The sequence below is a fragment of the Micromonospora sp. NPDC049204 genome, from assembly GCF_040647935.1.
GTDB lineage: Bacteria > Actinomycetota > Actinomycetes > Mycobacteriales > Micromonosporaceae > Micromonospora.
The window spans coordinates 158,728-178,379 of record NZ_JBEZDC010000014.1; the positions used below are offsets into that span (position 1 = coordinate 158,728).

General features: G+C 68.3%; 13 protein-coding genes. 1 reads left to right on the forward strand and 12 read right to left on the reverse strand.

The window, feature by feature from the left end; translation table 11 throughout:
* Positions 1 to 363 precede the first annotated feature (363 nt).
* The 12 genes from AB0A90_RS24970 to AB0A90_RS25025 form a co-directional block, all read right to left on the reverse strand.
* Positions 364 to 5,838 (reverse strand): biotin carboxylase N-terminal domain-containing protein, encoded by a 5,475-nt coding sequence (locus AB0A90_RS24970; RefSeq protein WP_357252441.1) that lies wholly within the window; start codon positions 5,836 to 5,838, stop codon positions 364 to 366.
* Between the two features lie 215 nt (positions 5,839 to 6,053).
* A complete protein-coding gene (locus AB0A90_RS24975) occupies positions 6,054 to 7,214 on the reverse strand; it encodes an FAD-dependent monooxygenase (RefSeq protein WP_357252444.1) in 1,161 nt (386 codons plus the stop codon).
* A 103-nt stretch (positions 7,215 to 7,317) separates the two neighbouring features.
* Positions 7,318 to 8,079, reverse strand: a complete 762-nt coding sequence (locus AB0A90_RS24980) for an alpha/beta fold hydrolase (protein ID WP_357252447.1) — start codon at positions 8,077 to 8,079, stop codon at positions 7,318 to 7,320.
* A complete protein-coding gene (locus AB0A90_RS24985; RefSeq protein WP_357252543.1) occupies positions 8,076 to 10,382 on the reverse strand; it encodes a beta-ketoacyl-[acyl-carrier-protein] synthase family protein in 2,307 nt (768 codons plus the stop codon). Before AB0A90_RS24985 ends, AB0A90_RS24980 begins: the two co-directional genes overlap by 4 nt.
* Positions 10,382 to 11,653, reverse strand: coding sequence for a beta-ketoacyl synthase N-terminal-like domain-containing protein (locus tag AB0A90_RS24990; protein WP_357252449.1), 1,272 nt, complete (start codon positions 11,651 to 11,653; stop codon positions 10,382 to 10,384). Before AB0A90_RS24990 ends, AB0A90_RS24985 begins: the two co-directional genes overlap by 1 nt.
* Positions 11,650 to 12,054, reverse strand: a complete 405-nt coding sequence (locus AB0A90_RS24995; protein ID WP_357252452.1) for a hypothetical protein — start codon at positions 12,052 to 12,054, stop codon at positions 11,650 to 11,652. The genes AB0A90_RS24990 and AB0A90_RS24995 overlap by 4 nt, the downstream gene beginning before the upstream one ends.
* Positions 12,051 to 13,307, reverse strand: a complete 1,257-nt coding sequence (locus AB0A90_RS25000) for a beta-ketoacyl-[acyl-carrier-protein] synthase family protein (protein WP_357252547.1) — start codon at positions 13,305 to 13,307, stop codon at positions 12,051 to 12,053. Before AB0A90_RS25000 ends, AB0A90_RS24995 begins: the two co-directional genes overlap by 4 nt.
* On the reverse strand, positions 13,304 to 13,744 hold the full coding sequence (locus AB0A90_RS25005) for a hypothetical protein (protein WP_357252455.1): 441 nt from the start codon (positions 13,742 to 13,744) through the stop codon (positions 13,304 to 13,306). Before AB0A90_RS25005 ends, AB0A90_RS25000 begins: the two co-directional genes overlap by 4 nt.
* A gap of 170 nt (positions 13,745 to 13,914) precedes the next feature.
* Positions 13,915 to 14,685, reverse strand: a complete 771-nt coding sequence (locus tag AB0A90_RS25010; RefSeq protein ID WP_357252457.1) for a 3-oxoacyl-ACP reductase family protein — start codon at positions 14,683 to 14,685, stop codon at positions 13,915 to 13,917.
* Positions 14,682 to 15,188: an ester cyclase gene (locus AB0A90_RS25015; RefSeq protein ID WP_357252461.1), complete on the reverse strand. Its 507-nt coding sequence runs from the start codon at positions 15,186 to 15,188 to the stop codon at positions 14,682 to 14,684. The genes AB0A90_RS25010 and AB0A90_RS25015 overlap by 4 nt, the downstream gene beginning before the upstream one ends.
* The gene (locus AB0A90_RS25020) at positions 15,175 to 16,365 is read right to left on the reverse strand and encodes an FAD-dependent monooxygenase (protein WP_357252464.1); all 1,191 of its coding nucleotides are present in this window, start codon (positions 16,363 to 16,365) and stop codon (positions 15,175 to 15,177) included. Before AB0A90_RS25020 ends, AB0A90_RS25015 begins: the two co-directional genes overlap by 14 nt.
* A gap of 997 nt (positions 16,366 to 17,362) precedes the next feature.
* Positions 17,363 to 18,925: a DHA2 family efflux MFS transporter permease subunit gene (locus AB0A90_RS25025; protein WP_357252467.1), complete on the reverse strand. Its 1,563-nt coding sequence runs from the start codon at positions 18,923 to 18,925 to the stop codon at positions 17,363 to 17,365.
* 130 nt (positions 18,926 to 19,055) lie between these two features.
* On the opposite strand from AB0A90_RS25025, the gene AB0A90_RS25030 reads away from it, so the two are divergent.
* The gene (locus AB0A90_RS25030; protein ID WP_357252470.1) at positions 19,056 to 19,649 is read left to right on the forward strand and encodes a TetR/AcrR family transcriptional regulator; all 594 of its coding nucleotides are present in this window, start codon (positions 19,056 to 19,058) and stop codon (positions 19,647 to 19,649) included.
* Positions 19,650 to 19,652: the final 3 nt, after the last annotated feature.

Genomic DNA, 19,652 nt, shown 5'->3' on the forward strand with positions numbered 1-19,652 from the left:
CCCCGAACGGCTGAAGCTCGTCGTGAGCGGGATCTGGGCCGTGGCCGGACCCGCACTGGCGTACCCGGTCGGCGCCTGGCAGGTGGTGCCGGCGCTGGTGTGGGCCGTCGGTGCTGGCCTGTTGGCAGCGGCACTGATCCTCGCGGGCACACGCTGGAATTCGGCCCGGACATACCATGGCCGCCGCTGGGCGTCGCCACGCCGGCTGAGCGCCGGCATGTGCGAGGTCTCCGTGCAGATGTTCTTCTTCGTCGACGAAACATCCACCGGAGACCTCGCTACATCCGGATCACCAGTACACCCTCAAAACACCAGCGCAGCGGCAACGATCAACGCCTCCGGTGTCACCGACTGTGGTCATAGTCAGCCGGTCCGCTCGATCGCCGCCGCGATCCGCGCGCGCAGTTCGGATGCCGGTATCACCGCATCGACCGAGCCGACCCGCACCGCGCGTTCGATGCTGTGCACCCGGTCGAATTCTGCAGCCAGGGCGGACAGGTGCTCAGCTCGCACAGCGGTGCGTAGGTCAGCGAGTTCAGTCACCAGGTCGGCGCGTTTCTCCGCAACATCAGTGGCGGCGATGCGCTGCTCAAGCCCGCGAATGCGTGGATCGTCGGTGGTGCGGGCGTCGACGGTACGGGCGAAAACGACCGCGGCGGCGGGGGCGCCGCCGATGACCGAGGCGAACGAGCCCTCGACGGCGAGCACGGTCATGTTCGGATTGAGCGCCTTGGAGAACACCACAAACGCACCGCCGTGGTAGCGGGAAATGACACAAAACACCACTTTGCCATCGAAGTTGACGATGGCTCGGCCGATCTCGGCACCGTACTCAAGTTGCAGCCGCCGCAGAGACTCCGGTGATCCATCGAACCCGGACAGGTTCGCCAGCATTACCACCGGACGGTTGCCGCTGGCGGTGTTGATCGCTCGCGCCACCTTCTTCGACGACAACGGGAAGAGCGTTCCGGCGGTGAAGGATTCGGGTCCGTCCGCAGGCGGGAAGCCATGCCGTGCGACCGGCCCGGACTCGATGCCGATCAGGCATACCGGCCAACCGTCGATGCGGGCGTCGGCCACGACCGCGGTCTCAGCCTCGGCCATGTCTGCCCAGCGTTCCACCAATGGGTGGTCCTGGTCCGAGACCGCCTGCAGCACCGCGCGAATCGCGAACGGCTTCTTGCGGTCCGGATTCGCGGTCGCGGAAAAGATGTCGCCGACGGTGATGAAGTCACTGTCGGGGTGGTGGTGCGGGGACGCGGTGACGTCTCGGGTGACCGGGTCGATGGTCGACGCGCGGCGTGGTCCCCGCTCGCCCTGGGTCACGTACGTGTGCGCGTAGTGGCTCAGCAGAATTTCCTGCGCCGCAGCCAGGGTCGGGACGAAGTACTGGGCCTGCCCGTTGGGTCCCATCACCCGGGCGTAGCCGCCGATGCCGAAGTTGTCCTCCGCCGAGACACCGCCGGAGAAATCGAGCGACTGCTTGCCGGTCAGCACCATCGCACCGGCGGGCGTCATCACCAGAATTCCCTTGGTGTGCATCAGCATCGTCGCCTCGGCGTTCCAGTACGGCTGAGCGCCGACGTTGATTCCGGCGACCACGATGTTGATCTCGCCGCCGTCCTGGGTGAACTGCACTATCCGGCGCAGCGCCCGGGCCACCCAGTCCATGTTCTCGGTGCCGGAGTCCATCGAGATCCGTGCGCCCGCCGATATCGCATACCACTCCACCGGCATGCGTTCCCGCTCAGCGAGGTCCAGTGCCGCGACAATCCGGGCACACTCGGGTTCGGCCAGCGCGCCCAGCGCCCGGTGGGGATCCCCGAACAGCGCGACGCGGCGTACTCCCTCGGGATACAGCTCGGTTGGCGTGGACACCAACCCGACCACGATGCCCGCGCGGTTGCGCCCGCGCGGCCGATCCACCTCGACGAGAGACTGCCCTTCGAGGTCGAATTCGGTGAACTCGCCTCCGGGGCCGCGCACAAGGTCGATCAGCTCGTAGGGATACACCGCACCGCGCCGGCGCACCCGCAGCACCTTCTGGTCGTAGTCGTTCAGTGGCGCGAGCGGTTCCGTCGGCGCGGACTCGACCGACACTTCGGTGCCACCGCTGAGGTCGTAGCAGAACCGGGTGACCTGGAATTCGTACGAGTCGTTTGGCTGGCGCACCCGCCCGTGCACCACCACGTCCTGGATGCCGGCCCGCACGATCTGCGGCGCGGTGGCGTGTAGCCAGTCCGCCAACTGCGCCGTGTCGACGTCGATGAACGGGCGAATGTCGAGCCAGACGTGGTTCAGATCCAGCCGGCCCCCTGCCGGGTCCAACTCACGGCGCGCCTTGGCGACCGCCTCGGCGCAGACGCTGAGGACGGTCTCCGCACCACGTACGGCGATGATCGCCCCGTCGGAGTCGCGAACCGGTTCGAAGCGCCGCAACTGCGCCATGGCGACCAGTCGCTGATCGGTCGGATTGTCCTTGGCTACGGCGTGATACAGCAGCATGTCCGGCGGTGCGGGAAGCTGGGTCAGGTGGAAGTCGCGCAGCCGCCAGAGATGCAGCCGCCGCCCGATCAGCGGATGCACACCACGGATCACCGTGTCCTCCACCAGGCCCGCCGCGCGCCGCCGGAACGTGAAGTGTTCCAACGGCCCGCCGTCGGGAGGTGGCAACGCGACGCTGATACGGCGCGCATGCCCCGCCAGCCCGGTATGCCGCAGCGCGGCCAGCAGTTCGGCCGCCCGCTCCTCGACCGAGGCGGGCGCGTCCGGCCAGGCCAGCAGGAGGTCCGCCACCCGCACATGGTTGGCCGGTGCGGCGTCGAGCAGATCACGTAGCGTGCTCACCAATGTGCCGGACGCGCCGTCGCGCAGGTCCGTCATCCGGCCTACGGTCGCGGCGCAGATGGTAGGCACGACGTGGCGCGGGCGCAACTCAAGCCGGTAGTCGCAGACCACGAACGCCCGACCGGCCACAGTGAGGGTGCGTACCGCGCCCAGCCGTTGCTCGCCGTAACGGCGGCGGCACAGCACCTCCAGCAATGGATCCACCGGGGCATAGGTGTCCTGGAACAGCCTCGCTACCACGATGCGGTCCAGTGATTCCGGAATATCGGCGATGGCCGCGATTCGCCGGGAGCGCTCGGGGGAATCCGGCATGTCGGCGAGCGCACGAAGCTCGTCGGGTACCCCGGCCAGCATCGCCGCCCGGGCGCCCTCCGCCTCCGGGTGCAGATACCAGCGGAACACCACGCTACGAGCCAGATCAGCCAGCAGGGGCGAGCGGCCGGCGACGACTCTGATCAGCCGATCCAACGCGGGGCGGATACCGTCCTCGACCGGGCGCGGCTCACCAAGCCACACCTTCAACAGCTCCTGCACTACCCGGGAGCTGTCATTGAAGCGCTTGCAGGCCAGCACGATGCGATACACCGCCTGCTCCAGCTCAGGCGCGCGATCGACTTCCGTGACTCCGTAACGGGCCAGGATGCTGTCCAGCGTGTGCCGGAAGCCCGGTGACAGTGCGCCTCGGTTCACGTCCAGGCTTTGCAGGTAGGTGTGCAGCTGTTCGTGGCGGCTGCGGTGCGACGACTCCTCCGGCTCCGGGGTGGACAGTTCGACGATGTCGCAGAACGACTCGATCAGGGCGGCTTCGCCGGCCAAAGGCGCGCCGTATTCGGCCACCAGGCCACTACGGTCGCGCAGGTAGCGCGACAGCGCCGGATGCGGATCGTCCGCTCGATCGAAACCCAGCACCGCGCTGGACAGTTCATTCAGCGTCAGCTGCGCGCGAAGGGCCGCGGAGTCGTCGGCAGACAATAGCGGCAGCATCAGGTCGACCGGCTCGTGTCGCACCGGGTCGGCGTCTTCCCCTACTGGATCCAGTTGTGCCAGTAGCGTTCCCGTGTCTACCTGGCTGCCGACTGAAACCAGCAGCTTGCGCACCCGGGCGCCGAACGGCGCGGGTAGCACGGTCTCCATCTTCATGCTTTCCAGCACGAGCACCGGAGCCCCGGCGGCGATCTCGGCGCCTTCTGCAACCGGTGTGGCCACGACCAGCGCGGGTGCGGGTGCCCGCACCGCACCGCCCTCGTCCCGGCTGACCCGGTGCGCGACGCCATCGACCTCGACGACGTGCACGGTGCCGTGAGTCGCGGTGATGATCCGGTAGCTACGGTCGCCGACCGTCAGCCGGCTCGAGTACCGGTCTTGCCGTTCGATATCGGCGTCGAACGAGATGTCGTCGATGCCGATCCGGTAGCGGTGCGCGCCGATGCGGGCAGCCGTCACCGGATAGCCGCGGCCTGCCAGTTTCACCTCGACGGCCCGGGCGGGTTCATCCAGAGTCTGCGGCCGTCCGCCGCGGCCGGTTTCCCATAGGCGGGTCCTGCGCGCCTGCTCCTCCTCGTCGTAGCTGGCGATGGCGGCGGCGGCCAGGGCGATGCCGATCTGCTGGATGGCAGCCAGTCCGCCCGCTGCCCGGACTCGATCCACCCAGCGGGTGTCGGCGGTGGCGTCGATGACCTCGGGGGCGTCCAGCAGCGACATCAGCAAGCTCTTGTTGGTGGCGCCGCCCTCGATGACGACGGTGGTCTCGGCGACCGCGCGGCGTAGCCGGGCCAGTGCCTCGTCACGATCGCGACCGTAGGCAATGATCTTCGCGATCATCGAGTCGAAATCCGATGGGATCTCGTCGCCTTCGACGATACCGGTGTCGATGCGCACGCCTGGTCCCACAGGCCAGCGCAGCAGCTCAATACGGCCCGGCGCGGGCGCGAAGTCGCGGTCGGCGTCCTCGGCGTTGAGCCGCGCCTCGACGGCGTGCCCACGTTCGACCGGACGATCGCCGCGCAACGGCAGCCCGGCTGCCACCTCGATCTGTGCCTTGACCAGATCGATGCCGGTGGTCAGTTCGGTGACCGGGTGCTCGACCTGCAGTCGGGTGTTCACCTCGAGGAAGGCGAAGAGTTGCTCCTGCGGCTGGTACAGGAATTCGACCGTGCACGCGCCGCGGTAGCCGACGGCCAGAGCGAGCCGTTCGGCCGAATCCTTCACCGTCGCGATTTGGTCCCGGTTCAGCAGCGGTGAGGCTGATTCCTCGATGATCTTCTGGTTGCGCCGCTGCACGGTGCAGTCACGCACCCCCAGGGCCCAGGCGGTGCCGTGCGCGTCGGCAATCACCTGCACCTCGACGTGGCGGGCACCGGTGACCAGCCGCTCGAGGAACACCACCCCGTTGCCAAAGGCTCGCGTCGCCTCCTCGCTGGTGCGGGCGTAGGCATCGCGCAGTTCGTCGGGCGATCCGACGATGCGGATGCCACGGCCACCGCCACCGGCGGTTGCCTTGAGCATCATCGGATATCCGATCTCGGCCGCCTGCGCCAGGGCGGCGTCAAGCGACTGGACGGGTCCCCGGCTCCACGCCGCGACCGGGATGCCGACCTGCTCGGCCAGCAGCTTCGCACCGATCTTGTCGCCCAGTGCCCGCATCGCTTCCGCACTCGGGCCGATGAAGGTAACCCCGAGCCGGTCGCACAGTTCCACAAATGCGGGATCCTCGGCGACAAACCCCCAACCAGCCCAGGCGGCGTCGGCCCCGGTATCGGTCAGCGCCCGCTCCAGCACCGCCAGGTCCAGGTACGGACGTGCCGAGGCGGGACCAAGGCAGTATCGCTGGTCGGCCTCGCGCACGAAACCGGCGTGCCGTTCACCATCGGTGTACAGCGCAATGGTCTGGATCGGTTCGCGGTCGCGGTGTTCGGCATTGCACTCGCGGACCGCGTGGATCAGGCGGCGAGCCGCCTCACCACGGTTGACGATGGCGATACGGGTGAACACGCCAGTCACTCCTCAGCGGAAATCTTCGACAAGACGGGTTCGATCCGGCTATCGACGCAGCAGAGCCGCGCCGAGACTTACCAACCCGACGGTCAGCGTGGAAATCATGATCAACGACAGCAGTCCGGCGACGCGACGGGTCGACTAGGACAATGCCGGCGCCTGTACGAACGGGGGCCTGGTTGCAGTCTCGACGGAGATGAGGCTGCGTCTTTCTACGGATGGGCAATGAGATCGGTGCGAGCTTTGGAGCGGGACCGCTGAATGGCGTAGACGGCGCGCAGCGCGACCTTGTCGCGCACCACCCGCAGCGGAGCGGCCTCGAGCAAGCTCATCCGACTCACCATCCGCGAGATTTTGACGAACTCGTTGGCGCGGCCCGTGCGGCGCTGCTCGTACTCGCGAAGCGCCGCGACGGGATCGGCCGCCGCCTTGAGGACGCGGGCCAGACAGACCGCGTCCTCGACAGCCTGCCCCGCGCCCTGCGCCATGTCGGGCGTCATCGGGTGCGCGGCGTCACCGAGCAGACTGGCGCGTTCGAATCCCCAGTGCCGCAGGGGATCCCGGTCGACGACGTCGCTGCGCAGGATGGCATCGGGCTCGGTGGCGGCGATCATCCGCTGGATGTGGGCGGGCCAGCCGCGGTACGTCTTCAGTACCGCGGCCTGGCGTCCGGCTGGCGGCTCGGGCGCGCTGGGCGGCGATTTCAGCATCGCGAGCCAGTACAGGCGTTGACCGGTCACGTGATAGTGCAGGATCCGCGCACCCGGACCCCAATAGATCCGCATCTCGCTGACGGGGATCTGCGGATCGGTGTAGTCGGTGATGCCGTGCCAGGCCGCCATTCCGGAATACCGGGGCCGAGTCGGGCCGTGCAACTGCCGGCGGACCATCGATGCGATGCCGTCGGCACCGATCAGCAGATCACCGCGCTCCACGCTGCCGTCGGCGAGGCGGACCACCACACGCTTGGTGTTCTGCTCGAAGCCGATCAGCTCCGAGTTCAGCCTCAGCACATCCGGACCGAGGGTCTGCAGCAGCAGGCGGTGTAGATCAGGGTGGCTCATTCCCACCGACGGCGCGCCGAACTCGTCACTCAGCGCTGCCAGGTCGAACGAACCCAGCGGACGTCCCCGCCAGTCGAGGTTGCGGTGCGCGGTGACCTTTGTGCCGATCTCAGCCACCTGATCGGCGAGGTCGATGTGCTGCAGGGCGCGCATGGCGTTGCTCCACAGGTGGACTCCCACGCCCTTGGCGAGCTCGTCGGCACCTGCCCTCTCGATGACGACGACATCGATTCCGATGCGGCGCAGGGCGATAGCGGCGGTCAGTCCGCCGATACCGGCGCCGACGATGACGACCCTGCGAGTGCTCATTGCGCCGCATCCAATTCCACGCCGCCGCGCAGGCGGTGCAGTGGTGAGCGGATGATCATCGAGGGAAACAGGTTACTCGCGCGGTCTGCGAGGGCGGGCATGATCAGCTCCTGATCGACTGGTTGGGCCGATGGAATTCACGGAAAGTGTCGGCGACTCGGGCAGAGTCCTCGATGTGCAGGCCGTGCCCGACGCCGTCGAGGCGGATGTGGCGGACGTCGGCGAGCAGCTGGGTCGCCCGCCGGACGTCGTTGTCGGACATGAACCCGCCACAAGCGGGATCGGCCTGTATCAGCAGGGTCGGGCAGCGTACCCGCGCCAGCAGTTCGTCCGGGTGGTAGTCGCGGGTCATCCGCCTGTCGTGATACTGGTTGAGCACCTCGGTATCGAACTGGTGCAACGATGTCGCCAGCGATCGCAAGGCCAGCGGCAGCCCGGCCAGCCAGGCCGTCCTCACCTCATGCGGGATGTCGTCCGGATAGATGCCGGAGTCAGCGATGACCAGCGACCGCACCAGGTCCGCTCGGCGGGCGGCGACGGTCAGCGCGATCCAGCCGCCCAGCGAATGCCCGAACAGGTGCACCGGTGCGCCGACCACTTTGTCGGCGAAGTCGATGATGTCGGAGGCGAAGCCGTCGATGCCGTAGTCGGGTGCCCGGTCCGAAACGCCGTGGCCGCGCAAGTCGGGGGCGTACTGGTGGTAGCCGGCCTGCAGTGCGAGCATCAGCGGTCGGTACACCTGCCAGCGGGCCGCGGCACCGTGCACCAGTAGCAGTGGCGGACCGCTACCCGGCAGGATGCCGTAACCCAGTCGCCGGCCACCGATTTCGACCTCGCGGGTAAGCGGTCGCGCCTTACCGGTCAACGCACCGGCCCAAGGACAAGACCGATGTGAGTGCCACCTAGCGAGCTGCTCACAACCAGTGCCGGACCATCCATCTCACCGGCGGTCGCCACGGCCAACGCCAGCGGGGCGCCGGCACCGATCGGCTCGCCGAACAACCGTTTCGGCGCGAACCTCGGCGGTGCGGCAGAACCCTCGAAGAGCCGCGCCAAGGCCAGGTTCTCGGGATCGTCTACGTCCGGCAAACCGATCGTGTTGGTCCACACGGCGGTGACGTCTGACGGTCGCAGCCCGGCCCGCTCCAACGCATCCCGCAGCGCTCGCTCGATGCCGTGCCCGTCGCGATCCCAGCGGCCGACCCCCCTACCGTCCGACGCGATTCCGTAGCCCAGCAGTTCGGCTCGCGGACTCGCGCCACGGGCGGCTGCCGCACTCGCCCGCTCGAGCAGCACGGCGATACCGGCCTCGGCCAGGCCGAATCCGTCGGTGGTGAGTGGCCCGATCTCGCCGTAGGCGCCGATCACGGTGTCGGTGAGGGTATCCGCGGCGATCGCCAGCATGCCGTCAGCCTCGTCGCGGGACAGAATGTCGAAGGCATAGGCCAACGCGCCCGCACCGGCCGCGTGCCCGGCGGTGACTGTGGTGGTCGGGCCGACCGCGCCGACGTGCATGCTCACCTGCCCGGTCGCGGCGTTGTAGACAGTGTTCGGGAACAGGGCGGGGTTGGCCGCGCGGGGGCCGCTCTCGAACAACGGGCGTGCGAATGCCTCGATGGTTTCCATCGGGCCGATTCCGGTGCCCAGGACGGTGCCGACGCGGGTCCGGTTGCCGTCATCCAGGGTGAGGCCCGCGTCCTGTAGGGCCAACCGAGAGGCGACGACGCTGAAGATGCCGAGCCGGTCCATCCGACGACGCGCCTTGGTCGTCAGGTACTCGCCGACGTCGAGCGGGACACGACCGACCCGGGCGCCGGACTCGTCGGTGGTGCATCGGCGGTCGTTCGCGAAGGCTTCGCGCAGCACCTCGGTACCCACTCCAGCCGAGGAGAGGACGCCGACGCCGGTGATCACGATGCGGTCGGCGGTCGGGGTAGCGGGCGGGGACGCGTCGCGGGTCAGCACCAGGGAGGCGTTGGCACCACCAAAGGCGAAGTTGTTCGACATGGCGACGCCGATGTCGAGACGGCGGGCGACATTCGGCGTGTAGTCCAGATCGCAGTCCGGATCACCGGCGGTGAAGCTCGCGGTGGGTGGGGCCAGTTGTTCCTCGATCGCCTTCACGGTCACGATCGCCTCGACTGCCCCTGCCGCGCCCAGCAGGTGACCGATCATCGATTTGGTGCTGCTGACCGCTACCGACCGGCTGGCATCGCCGAGACCGACCTTCATCGCCATGGTTTCGGCCGGGTCGTTCTTGGCGGTGCCGGTGCCATGGCTGTTGACGTAGACCACGTCCTCGGCCGCGCGGCCCGAAGACCGTAGCGCGGCCTGGATGGCCCGCGCGGCGCCGGTGCCGTCCGGACGCGGCGCGGTGGCGTGATAGCCGTCGGCCGAGAGCCCGAGCCCGGCCACCTCGGCCAGGATCGGACGGCCCAGTTCGCGGGCCAGGTCGGCGCGCACCAGCACCAGCATGCCGCTGCCCTCACCTAGCGACAGCCCTTGCCGATCTTTGGAGTACGGCGCCGCGGGCACGGGGGACAGCGACTCCAGCGAGTTGAATCCGGCGACCAGCACATCCGACAGCGCGTCGGTGCCGCCGGCGAGCACGGCGTCGGCGCGGCCGGAGCGGATCAGATCGGCGGCGTAGCCGATGGCGTTCGCGCCCGCCGCGCAGGCGGTGTTCACCGACAGCACAGGACCGCGCACGCCGAACGCGCCGGCCAGTGCCTCCGCGATGGCCTGCGGTGGGGTGAACAGCAGCACCCGTGGATCGACGGGCTCGCCGCGCTCGCGTGCCAAGTACCAGTGCCGGGCGCTGAGCAGTCCGGCGTTGCAGGTGCCGAGCACCACGCCCCAGCGCTCGGCCGGGACGGCGTCGTTGCCCAGTCCTACCGACCCCATCGCCTCCTCGGCCGCGATGAGTGCGAAATCCAGTGCACGGTCGGTGAATTCGGTCGGATAGCCCACGTCGTGCTTAGGGGAGTGGCCGGCCACGACCTCACCGGCCAAGCGGGTGCGGTACCCGTCCATCGACATGTGCTCGACCGGGCGGATCGCGACCTGGCCCTGGCTGGCGCCGAGCCACAGATCCTCGGCGGTCGGTCCTTGGGAGGTGATGGCGCCGACGCCGACGACGACGACGCGGCCCTGGCTGGGGGTGTTCATCACTGCGGTGTCCTTCCTGTGTATGTCCGGAGGACGAGTGCGACATGCTGGCCGGCGAACCCGCGGGTCAGTGCAAGGGCGTAGCCCACTGACTGCTCGCGGGCTACATCGACGACCCAGTTCGGTCCTGCGCACGCGGGGTCCGGGTCGGTCATGTTGAGCAATGGCGGTACCACGCCGTGCCGAGTGGCCAATGCGGCGACCGCGATGTTGAGCGCGCCCGCGCCAGCGACCAGATACCCGGTCGCCGCCGTGACCGCGGTCGCCGACAGTCGCGGCAACGCGTCGCCGAGGACCGAACGCAGCGCCGCGATTTCGGCAATATCACCTGACGGTGAGGCGGCGCCCTCGGTGACGACCAAGCTGAGTGCGTCCGGCTCGATACCGGCTTCGGCGAGCGCCGACTCGATAGCCCCGACCACTCCCGCTGCGCCCTCCGGATCGAAACCGCGCCCAAACCCGGCGATCTCGGCGTACACCGAGGCACCACGGTTGGCGGCGGATTCGGCGTCCTCGAGTACCAAGAATGCGGCGCCCTCACCCGGTACGAATCCGTCTCGGTTGCGGTCGTAGGGCCGTATCGCTCCTGCACCCAGATCGTTTCGGGTGGTGAGCACACCCATCGGGTCCAGTTTCGTCATGCTCCACCAGGAGGTGGGATCGTCGAAGCCGCCTGCGACGGCCACGGCCGCTTCACCGCGCAGCACGGCCCGGTAGGCCCGACCGATCGCGGTGGCGCCGGCCTCGCCGGTGCCAGCGAAATACGTGTTGGTACCGCGCAATCCGTGCGCCTGCGAGATATAGAACAGCGCCGCCGCCTGCAGGCCCTCGACGTAGAACAGTGGATAGAACCGTGCCGCGCCCTCGGTGCCCATCCGCGCCAGGTCGGCGGTGCCGTCCGGGTTGCGAGCCAGCAGCACCGCGTCGAGCACCTTGGCCGGTTCGGAGATCTCCTTGTTGCCACCGAGGAACAACCCTGTGCGATCCGGATCGTCGATAGTCACCCCGGCGTCGGCGAGCGCCAAAGCCGCACCCGCAACGCCGAATTGGTCGTTGCGTGTCATGTTCCGCAGCACCCGCCGGTTCACCGCGAACGGTGCCGGATCGAAGTCGATGACCTCGGCCCCGAGTCGCGACTGTAGCGAGCTCGCGTCAAACCCGCGCAGGGCCCCGACCGCACTCTTACCGTCCAGCAACGCATGCCACGTCTGTGCTGTGCCGACACCGAGCCCGGTGACCAGTCCGACGCCGGTCACGACCACCCGCTTCATCGCGCACCGCCGACATCGCTCTGCGAAAGAACAAGACGAGCAACGGTTGTCACCCGCTTGCCGTCCACCAGCACGCGTGCCGAGCAGGCGCCGAGTTCGATCAGATCGACCCTCAATTCCATGCGGTCGCCCGGCCGTACGAAGTGGCGATAGCGCACGCTGTGGGCTGCGGCCAACTGCCAGGTGCCATCGAAGGTCTCGGTCATCAGCAACCCCGCCAGCTCGGCCAGGGACCCGAGGATCAGCACGCCCGGTAGTACCGGAAAAAGCGGGAAGTGGCTGTCGAAGATGTCGAGGGTGCTGGGCACATTACGCACCGCTGTCGCGGCACGGCTCGGCTCGAGGGTGACGATCCGGTCCAACCCGACCAGCGTCGGAGCTGGTGCCGTGGTGGCGATCATGGGGTCTCCCTCCGCAGGATCAGGCAGGCGTTGGTGCCGCCGAACGCGAATGCGTTGACCATGACGGCATCGGTTTCCACCGGTTTGGCGACGCCGGCGACATAGTCGAGGTTCAGCGCGGGATCCGGGCGGTCGAGGTTGATGGTCGGCGGCGCGTATCCGGTGCGTAGCACGCCCAACGCCCCCAGCAGGCCCGCGGCGGCGGCTGCCGCGGTGATGTGGCCGATCATGGATTTCACCGAGCTGATGGCGACCCGGTCGGCGTGCTCGCCGAACACGTCCTTGATTGCCCTCGTCTCGCAGATGTCGTTGCCGGGTGTCGAAGTGCCGTGCGCGGCGATGTATCCGATGTCGGACGGTTGCAGCCCTGCGTCGTCCAGCGCGTGTGCCATCGCAAGGCTGACGCCGCCGCCGTCCGGTGGTGGATCGGTCATCCGGTAGGCGTTCATCGTGGCCGCGTATCCGACGATCTCGGCGTGTATGTGGGCACCGCGTTGCCGCGCGGATTCCAGATCCTCGAGCACGAACATCACCGCGCCCTCGCCGAGCACGAAGCCCGACCGATCGGCGCTGAACGGTCGCGACGCCCGCTCGGGCTCGTCGGCGTGCTCGGTGGTGAGCGCACCGAGCAGCGAGAAACCGAGCACATCCAGCCAGGAGATGAGCGAGTCGTATCCCCCAGCCACCATCATCCGGGCCTCCCCCTCCTGGATCAGCCGGTACGCCTCGCCGAGGGCGTGACCGGAGGCGGTACAGGCGGTCGAGACTCCGACCATGGGTCCGGCACACCCACCGGCCCGGGCAATGGCGGCGGCCGGGGTGTTCTGATCGCGTTCGAGCACATGCTCGACCGGCTGCTGGTACAGCGGCAGCGACTCCCGTAGTCGGTGAAAGATCTCCGCCATCTCGGCCAGCGACGGCCGTCCGGCGGTGGCGCCGACGCTCACGCCGCGCTCGCCCGGCCGGTAATCGCCTCCGCCCGACAGTCCTGCATCGGCGAGGGCTTCCAGGGCGGCGGCGACTCCGAAGGCGCCCGGGCGCGACAGGTTGCGCCGTAGCGCGGCATCCGGGATGGCGACTTCCGCATCGAAGTTCTTCACCATGCCGGCGATCCGGACGGCGAAGGTCGACACGTCGAAGGAGGTGATGGGACCGACGCCGGATCGCCCGGCCCGCAGGGCACTCCAGGTGGCGTCGGCGTCGTTACCGACTGGCGTCACCGCACCAATACCGGTAATGGCTACGCGTCTCATGCCCGCACCAGCCCTTCGAGCAGACGGCCGCTGTGCGCGTCGTCCTGCAGATCGCCCGCGTCGATGAGGGCGCACATGATGTCGGTGGCGCGCATCAGCACGCTGCCGTCGACCTGCGCCGTGCCCGAGAACACGGCCATCTCGTCCGACATCGTCTCCACGGTGCCCTCGAGAACCACCACGTCCCCCGGGCGGGCGACGCCGGTGAACTCGACGCCGCCGATCTGCAGCAGCGCGGCTCGTTTACGACGCTCGGTGGACAGCATGATCAGCCATGTGCCGGCCTGACACAGCGCCTCGAGTACGAGCGCGGATTCGAGGACCGGACCGTCCGCGGACTCGCGCAGGCCCGACTCCGCGGCCGAGACGAGTTTGCGGCCGCGAACACGGCTGCGGGGCTCGTACTCGTCGATCCGGTCGATCAGGTGGAATCGCACGGCACTCAGGCGGTTACGGCCGCGCGGGACTCGACCAGCGTGACCAAGCCGAGCTCGTCGGGCAGGGCCGCCGCGTCCTCGGCGACGGCGGTACGGACCTGGGGGAACAGGGTGTCGTTCATTACGACGTTCCTTCTCTCCAATTGGGCGATCAGAATCGGTGGCGGGCCTTACCACTCGGGACGGCCGAGGCCTAGCTGAGCGCTGGCGCCGCCGTCTACGGCGATCGTGGCGCCGGTGGTGTAGGCCGAATCGGGGCTGGCCAGGTGGACGACCATGGCGGCGATGTGCTCAAGCCGGGCGAAGTCGCGCATCGGGATCTGCTTCTTGATGCCCTTGCCGCCCTTGTCGACCAGTTCCGCCACGAGATCGGTCGGGGTAAAGCCGGGCAGCACCGCGTTGACACGGATGCCGAAGCGGGCCAGTTCGACTGCGGCGCATCGGGTGAACGCGTTGACCGCACCCTTGGACGCGGAGTAGTTGGCCTGCCCGGTCCAGCCGCGCTCGCCCATCACCGAGGAGATGTTGACGATCGCGCCCTCCCGCTGAACCATGAAGTGGTCCAGCACCGCCTTGGTGCCGTTGAAGACGCCGCCAAAGTTGACGTCCATCACCGATCGCCAGTCGTCGGCCGTCATGTGGTAAATGAGCTTGTCGTGGGCTATGCCGGCGTTGTTTACCAATATGTGCAGGCCGCCCAGTTCCGAAACCGCCTGTGTGGCCATCGCTTTGGCTGCGTTCGGGTCCGCGACGTCGCCGCCGATGGCGATCGCTCGGCGCCCGCTCGACTCGATCTCGGCGACGAGATCCTTGGCCGCGGCTTCACTCGAGCGGTAGTTCACGGCCACGTCGGCCCCCTCGGCGGCCAAGGCGAGCGAAATCGCGCGGCCGATACCGCGGGCACCGCCGGTGACGAGCGCCACCTTGCCGCTCAGGTTCATCGCGTGCGCACCATGCGGTCACGGGTACGGATGCCGAAGGCGAGCAGGCTCCCGACCGGCCGCGGCAGTTCGGATTTCGGGACCATGCCCAGTTCGCGGCCCACACCGAGCTGGTCGGCCTCCTGCCAGCCTTCGATGATCTTGCCGTCCTTCATCCGCACCATGCTCATGGCGTGCAGGGTCACGACGCGGTTCGTGGCGGGCAGGCCGTTGAAGATCCCCGCGTGGGTTCCGGTGGCACTCCACACGACCGCCACCAGGTCGTGCTCGGCCACGAGGTGCTGCAGGTCCATCACGAAGTCGGGTATGCCGGTACGGATGTCATTCATCGCCGCACGCAGGCCCTCGCGGCCCTTCGGGTACTTGCCGTCACGGACCATGTCGTGGAAGACCACGTTCTCGTCGACGACTTCCTCGGCCACGCTCCAGTCGCCCTCGTTCCATGCCTTCTGGAGGTAGTGCTTAATGATTGCCTTGTTCTTTTCCGCTTCATCTGACGGCATGCGACAACTCCATATCGAGTGCGGAATGACTGCGGGCGTCCAGTGCGAGCAAAGTGGGGGTGATCCGGGCACCGATCGTGCGCAGGATCAGGTGGTTCATTTGCGGGCCGAACGGTCCGCGCCACCCGGTTGCCTCGCCGATGCGCCGCGAGGCGAGCGCCAGCGGCACAGTCACCGCACGGCGGGCCCGCTCGTAGTCGCGCAGCGCGGCGATGGGGGCGCCGCGCCGGGACAGATGGTGAGCCAGCGTGACCCCGTCGGTGAGCGAGGTGCCGGCGCCCTGACCCAGATCGAAGGTCATGGCGTGGGCGGCGTCGCCGAGCAGGGTAATCCGGCCGCGGCCCCACCGCCTCAAGGGTGGGCGGTCGACGGTGTCACGGCGGTGCACGGACTCCGGCGCAGTCGCTGCGAGCAGGTCGCCGACGATCGGATGCCAACCACGGTAGGCCGTTTCGAGCGCGCGAAGCTCTCCGAGGTGGTCGCCGTCCGAGCCCGCGGGGGCGTTGCGGGTGCACCACCAATTGACCCGTCCGTCACCGAGATGAAAGAACGCGAACCGGGCCGCGTTGCCGTGCATAATCCGGAAAACGTGTTGGGGCGCGCCGCAATCGGTCTCGGCGATCCCGGACCAGTGCGCGTAGCCAGGGTGCCGGGCCGGGCTCAGGCCGTGCAGGTGCGCGCGGACCCTCGAATGCAGCCCGTCGGCGCCGATCAGCACCTGGCCGGTTTCGACCCGGCCGTTGGTGAAGATCGCGTCGACACCGGCAGCGGTCTCACGGAACTCCCGCAGCGTCGAGTTCAACTGCAAGGCTTCGGATCCGAGTTCGGCATGCAGGATGTCGACCACGTCGGCCCGGCGGATCGCCAGCGGGCGAAGGCCCGGCTCGACGGAGCGCGAGTCCATGTCGACGCGGTACAGCAGGCGGCCGCGTTCGTCGCACATCTCGAACCGGTCCACCCGATGGCCCGCCGCGCGCACCTTGTCGGCCACGCCGAGTCGCCGCAGTGACTGCATGCCCGCGTACCAAAGCACATAGCAGCCGCCGTAGCGGGTGCCGCGTTGACTGCGTGCCTCGTAGACGACGGCGTCGAGGCCGGCCTGCCGCAGCGCGAGTGCGGCTGCGGCGCCGCCGATACCGCCACCGATAATGAGAATGGGTCTTTTGGACGTGAGCATGTGCCCCCCGGAGAATTCACCGGGCCATCGGAATCGCATGGCACGGCAGAAATGTTGGCGCCTGCTGCGCCGTTCACCTTGCCCGCAGTGAGTATCGCAGCGAGTTCAGGTTTCTGCACTTGTTGGTCGAGTTCAGCGCGACCCCACGAACACGACCCAGCTCGGCAAGAAAGGACGCACAGTTGACTGGATAGGCCGTGGGTTGGCGCGGTATCTGTTGTGGAGGTTTGTCAGTTGACGGATCGTGCTTGCCTAGTCGTCGCCGATGCCCCTCGTTTGAGGAGTTGGTGGCGCGTGCACCCCACGTCGCCGGGATCGGGGTGCATCTCAGGAGCACCTGCTTCGATCGGCCCTCATGCTCGGCGCGACAGTCGCCGTCTAGCGGACAGGCGAACCGCAACGCAGGCACCACGCCTTGCTCGTATGGCTGCGGGCCCGCCGAGACGACCACCTACGCGTCGCCAGCGGCGCCGCGGTGTCCCTCGACGACGGTCGTCGCCGGGCAGGGCAGGTGCCTGCCGACGTGCCCATGTACCAGGGAGGCGGCGTCTGTCCGGTCAGGGCACGCACAATGGAATAGCCGCAGCCCGTCGGGGCTACGGCAGTATTCCGTTCAGGCTACCGGCCGCCCCTGTTCGGTCAGTCGTTCTGCGGCGGTCCCTCGGGCTCCAGCTCCGCCCCGTCACCAACCACATCCGACAGGTCCGGGCACCTCGCTTCGGACACCATCTTCCACGCAAGCAGGCGGATGCGAATTCAATTGGTGTTGGCCTGGCGTAGATCATGGCTCGCTCGCCGCCGGCGTCCGATCTCGTCGTACTCCTCCTCGGGTTCGCGGGATGCCAGAATCCGCTGCCGCAGGGGTTACCGGTTGCACGTTCCACCTTGGGGCCGATCGCTCGGGTGGTGGCGCGGGCCGAGGGAGAGTTGTCCAGACTCGGTTGCACGACCGGGTCCGCCTTCGGATTTCGGCCGGGCTATCGCTGGGACCCGGGCCTCACCGCCTCAGGCCCGGCATGAGCAGCGCGACCACCCCTGCCGCAGCGGCGGTCGCGATCGCCGCCGCCAGTGAACCGGCGTGCAGCGCCGACATGAACGCGTCCCGGGTCGTCTGCAGCGCCTGTTCCGCCACCTGGGGGGGCAGTTGCTGAACCACTCCCACCGCCGCCACCAGCGACTCCGATGCCGGTTCCGACGGCAACCCAAGTGTGGCGAATCCACTGGTAATCCGGTCACCGTAGACCTGGTTCATCACCGAGCCGATCACCGCGATGCCCAGCGCCGCGCCGATCTGGCGGGTGGTGTCGTTGACCGCGGACCCGGCGCCGAGGCGGTTCGCCGACAGCACACTCATGATCGTGTCCGTGGCGGGAGCAGTCCCCCAGGCGAGCCCAGCGGCCATCAGCACCATCGAACCGACCACCGGCCCCCAGTAGTTGGACTCGGCGGTGAGCTGCATGGCCACCACGAAACCCGCGCTCAGCGACAGCATGCCGAGCGAGATCACGAGCCGGGGTCCGATCCGGACGGTCAGCGCCATACTCAATGGCGCCATTACGCCCATGACCGCCGCGAACGGCAGGATGGCCAGGCCGGCCTTCAAGGTGTCGTAGCCGCGGATCACCTGGAAGTACTGGGTGATCAGGAAGACGAAACCGAGCAGCCCGAGGAAGGCCATCATGATCGCGACGCACGCCGCCGTCACCCGCCGGTCGCGGAACATACTCACATCGAGCAGCGGCTCGACAGTGCGCGCTTCCCACCAGGCGAACAGCGCGAGAAGCACGGCAGCACCGGCGAATCCGCCCAACGTCACCGCCGACAGCCAGCCGTCACTCGGGCCTTCGATCACCGTACGCACCAGCAGCCCGACACCGGCCATGGACAGCAAAGCGCCGAGTACGTCGAACCGACCGGTCGACTCGGCACGCGACCTGGGCAGCAGCAGGAGCCCGCCGACCAGCGCCACTGCGATCAGCGGCAGGTTCACCAGGAACACCGACTGCCATGAGAAGTGCCGAAGCAGCAGACCACCCGCGACCGGGCCGACGGCGGCCCCCAGGCCGGAGACCGCCGACCAGATGCCAATGGCGATGGCTCGCTCCTTGCGATCGGTAAAGATCGCCGACAGCAGCGCCAGCGTTGCCGGATAGACGAATGCGGCCGCCACGCCCATCGCTGCTTGGGCGGCGATCAGCTGGCCGGTGCTGGTGGCGTTCGCCGCCGCCAGGGAGGAGGCCGCGAAGAGCACCAGGCCAACGTGCAGCGTGCGTTTGCGGCCGAATCGGTCGCCGAGACCGCCGCCGGTGAGCAGCATGACCGCGAACACCAGGGTGTAGGCGTTGACGATCCACTGCATTGAGGTGGTGGAAGCACCCAGGTCCCGCCCCAGCGTTGGCAGGGCGACGTTGACCACGGTGCTGTTGATCACCGCCAGCATCACGCTCACACACACGACCGCCAGCGCCAGCCAGCGGCGTGCGCCGGTGGGTGTGGCCGGGTCGGGAGTACCCAGAGTCTGCTCAGAGGTATCAGCCCGCTCGAAAGTGGGTGTGGACACGGCATGCCTCCTGTGGAACAGACTGCGGTATCTGTGTAACGTTGTTCTACAGCATCGTCATCGGGCCGTCAACCAGGTCCAAGCGGCTAAGGTGACAGTCCGGCAGCGCGAACCGAGGAGACCGAAACAGATGGCTGGTCGCACCCGCACGCCGAGCAAGGACGTCGAGCGTGCCCTCGTCGACGCCGCCGAGGCGGTCCTGATCCGCGACGGCTTGGCCGGGGTCACTGTGCGGGCGGTCGCCGCCGAGGCAGGGGTGGCGCTGATGGGCGTCTACAACCGGTTCGGCGGCAAGGACGGCCTGGAGTCGGAACTGCTGATCCGTGGCTTCGAACGGCTGCGGGCCGAGGTCGCCGCTCCGGCCGACGCCGACCCGATCGTCCGGTTGCGAGCGGCCTCCGCAGGTTACCGCGCGTTCGCTACCAAGCACCCGCAGCACTACCTGATCATGTTCCACGCCTCGGCTGGCAGGCACTTCACCAATAAAGCGGTGCAGGAAAGCGCCAGCCGGGCGTTCGGGGAGCTGGTCTCGCACATCCGTTACGCCATGGCCCGCGGCGCGATCACCGAGAGCGATACCGTCGAGCTCGCCCAGCAGGTCTGGGCGGCGCTACACGGCGCGGTCTCGCTGGAACTCAACGGCGCCCTGCGCTCCCCCGACCTGGCGAGCAGCTACACCAGGCTGGTGGACCTGATCATCCGCGGACTGCAGGCACACCGCTAGTTC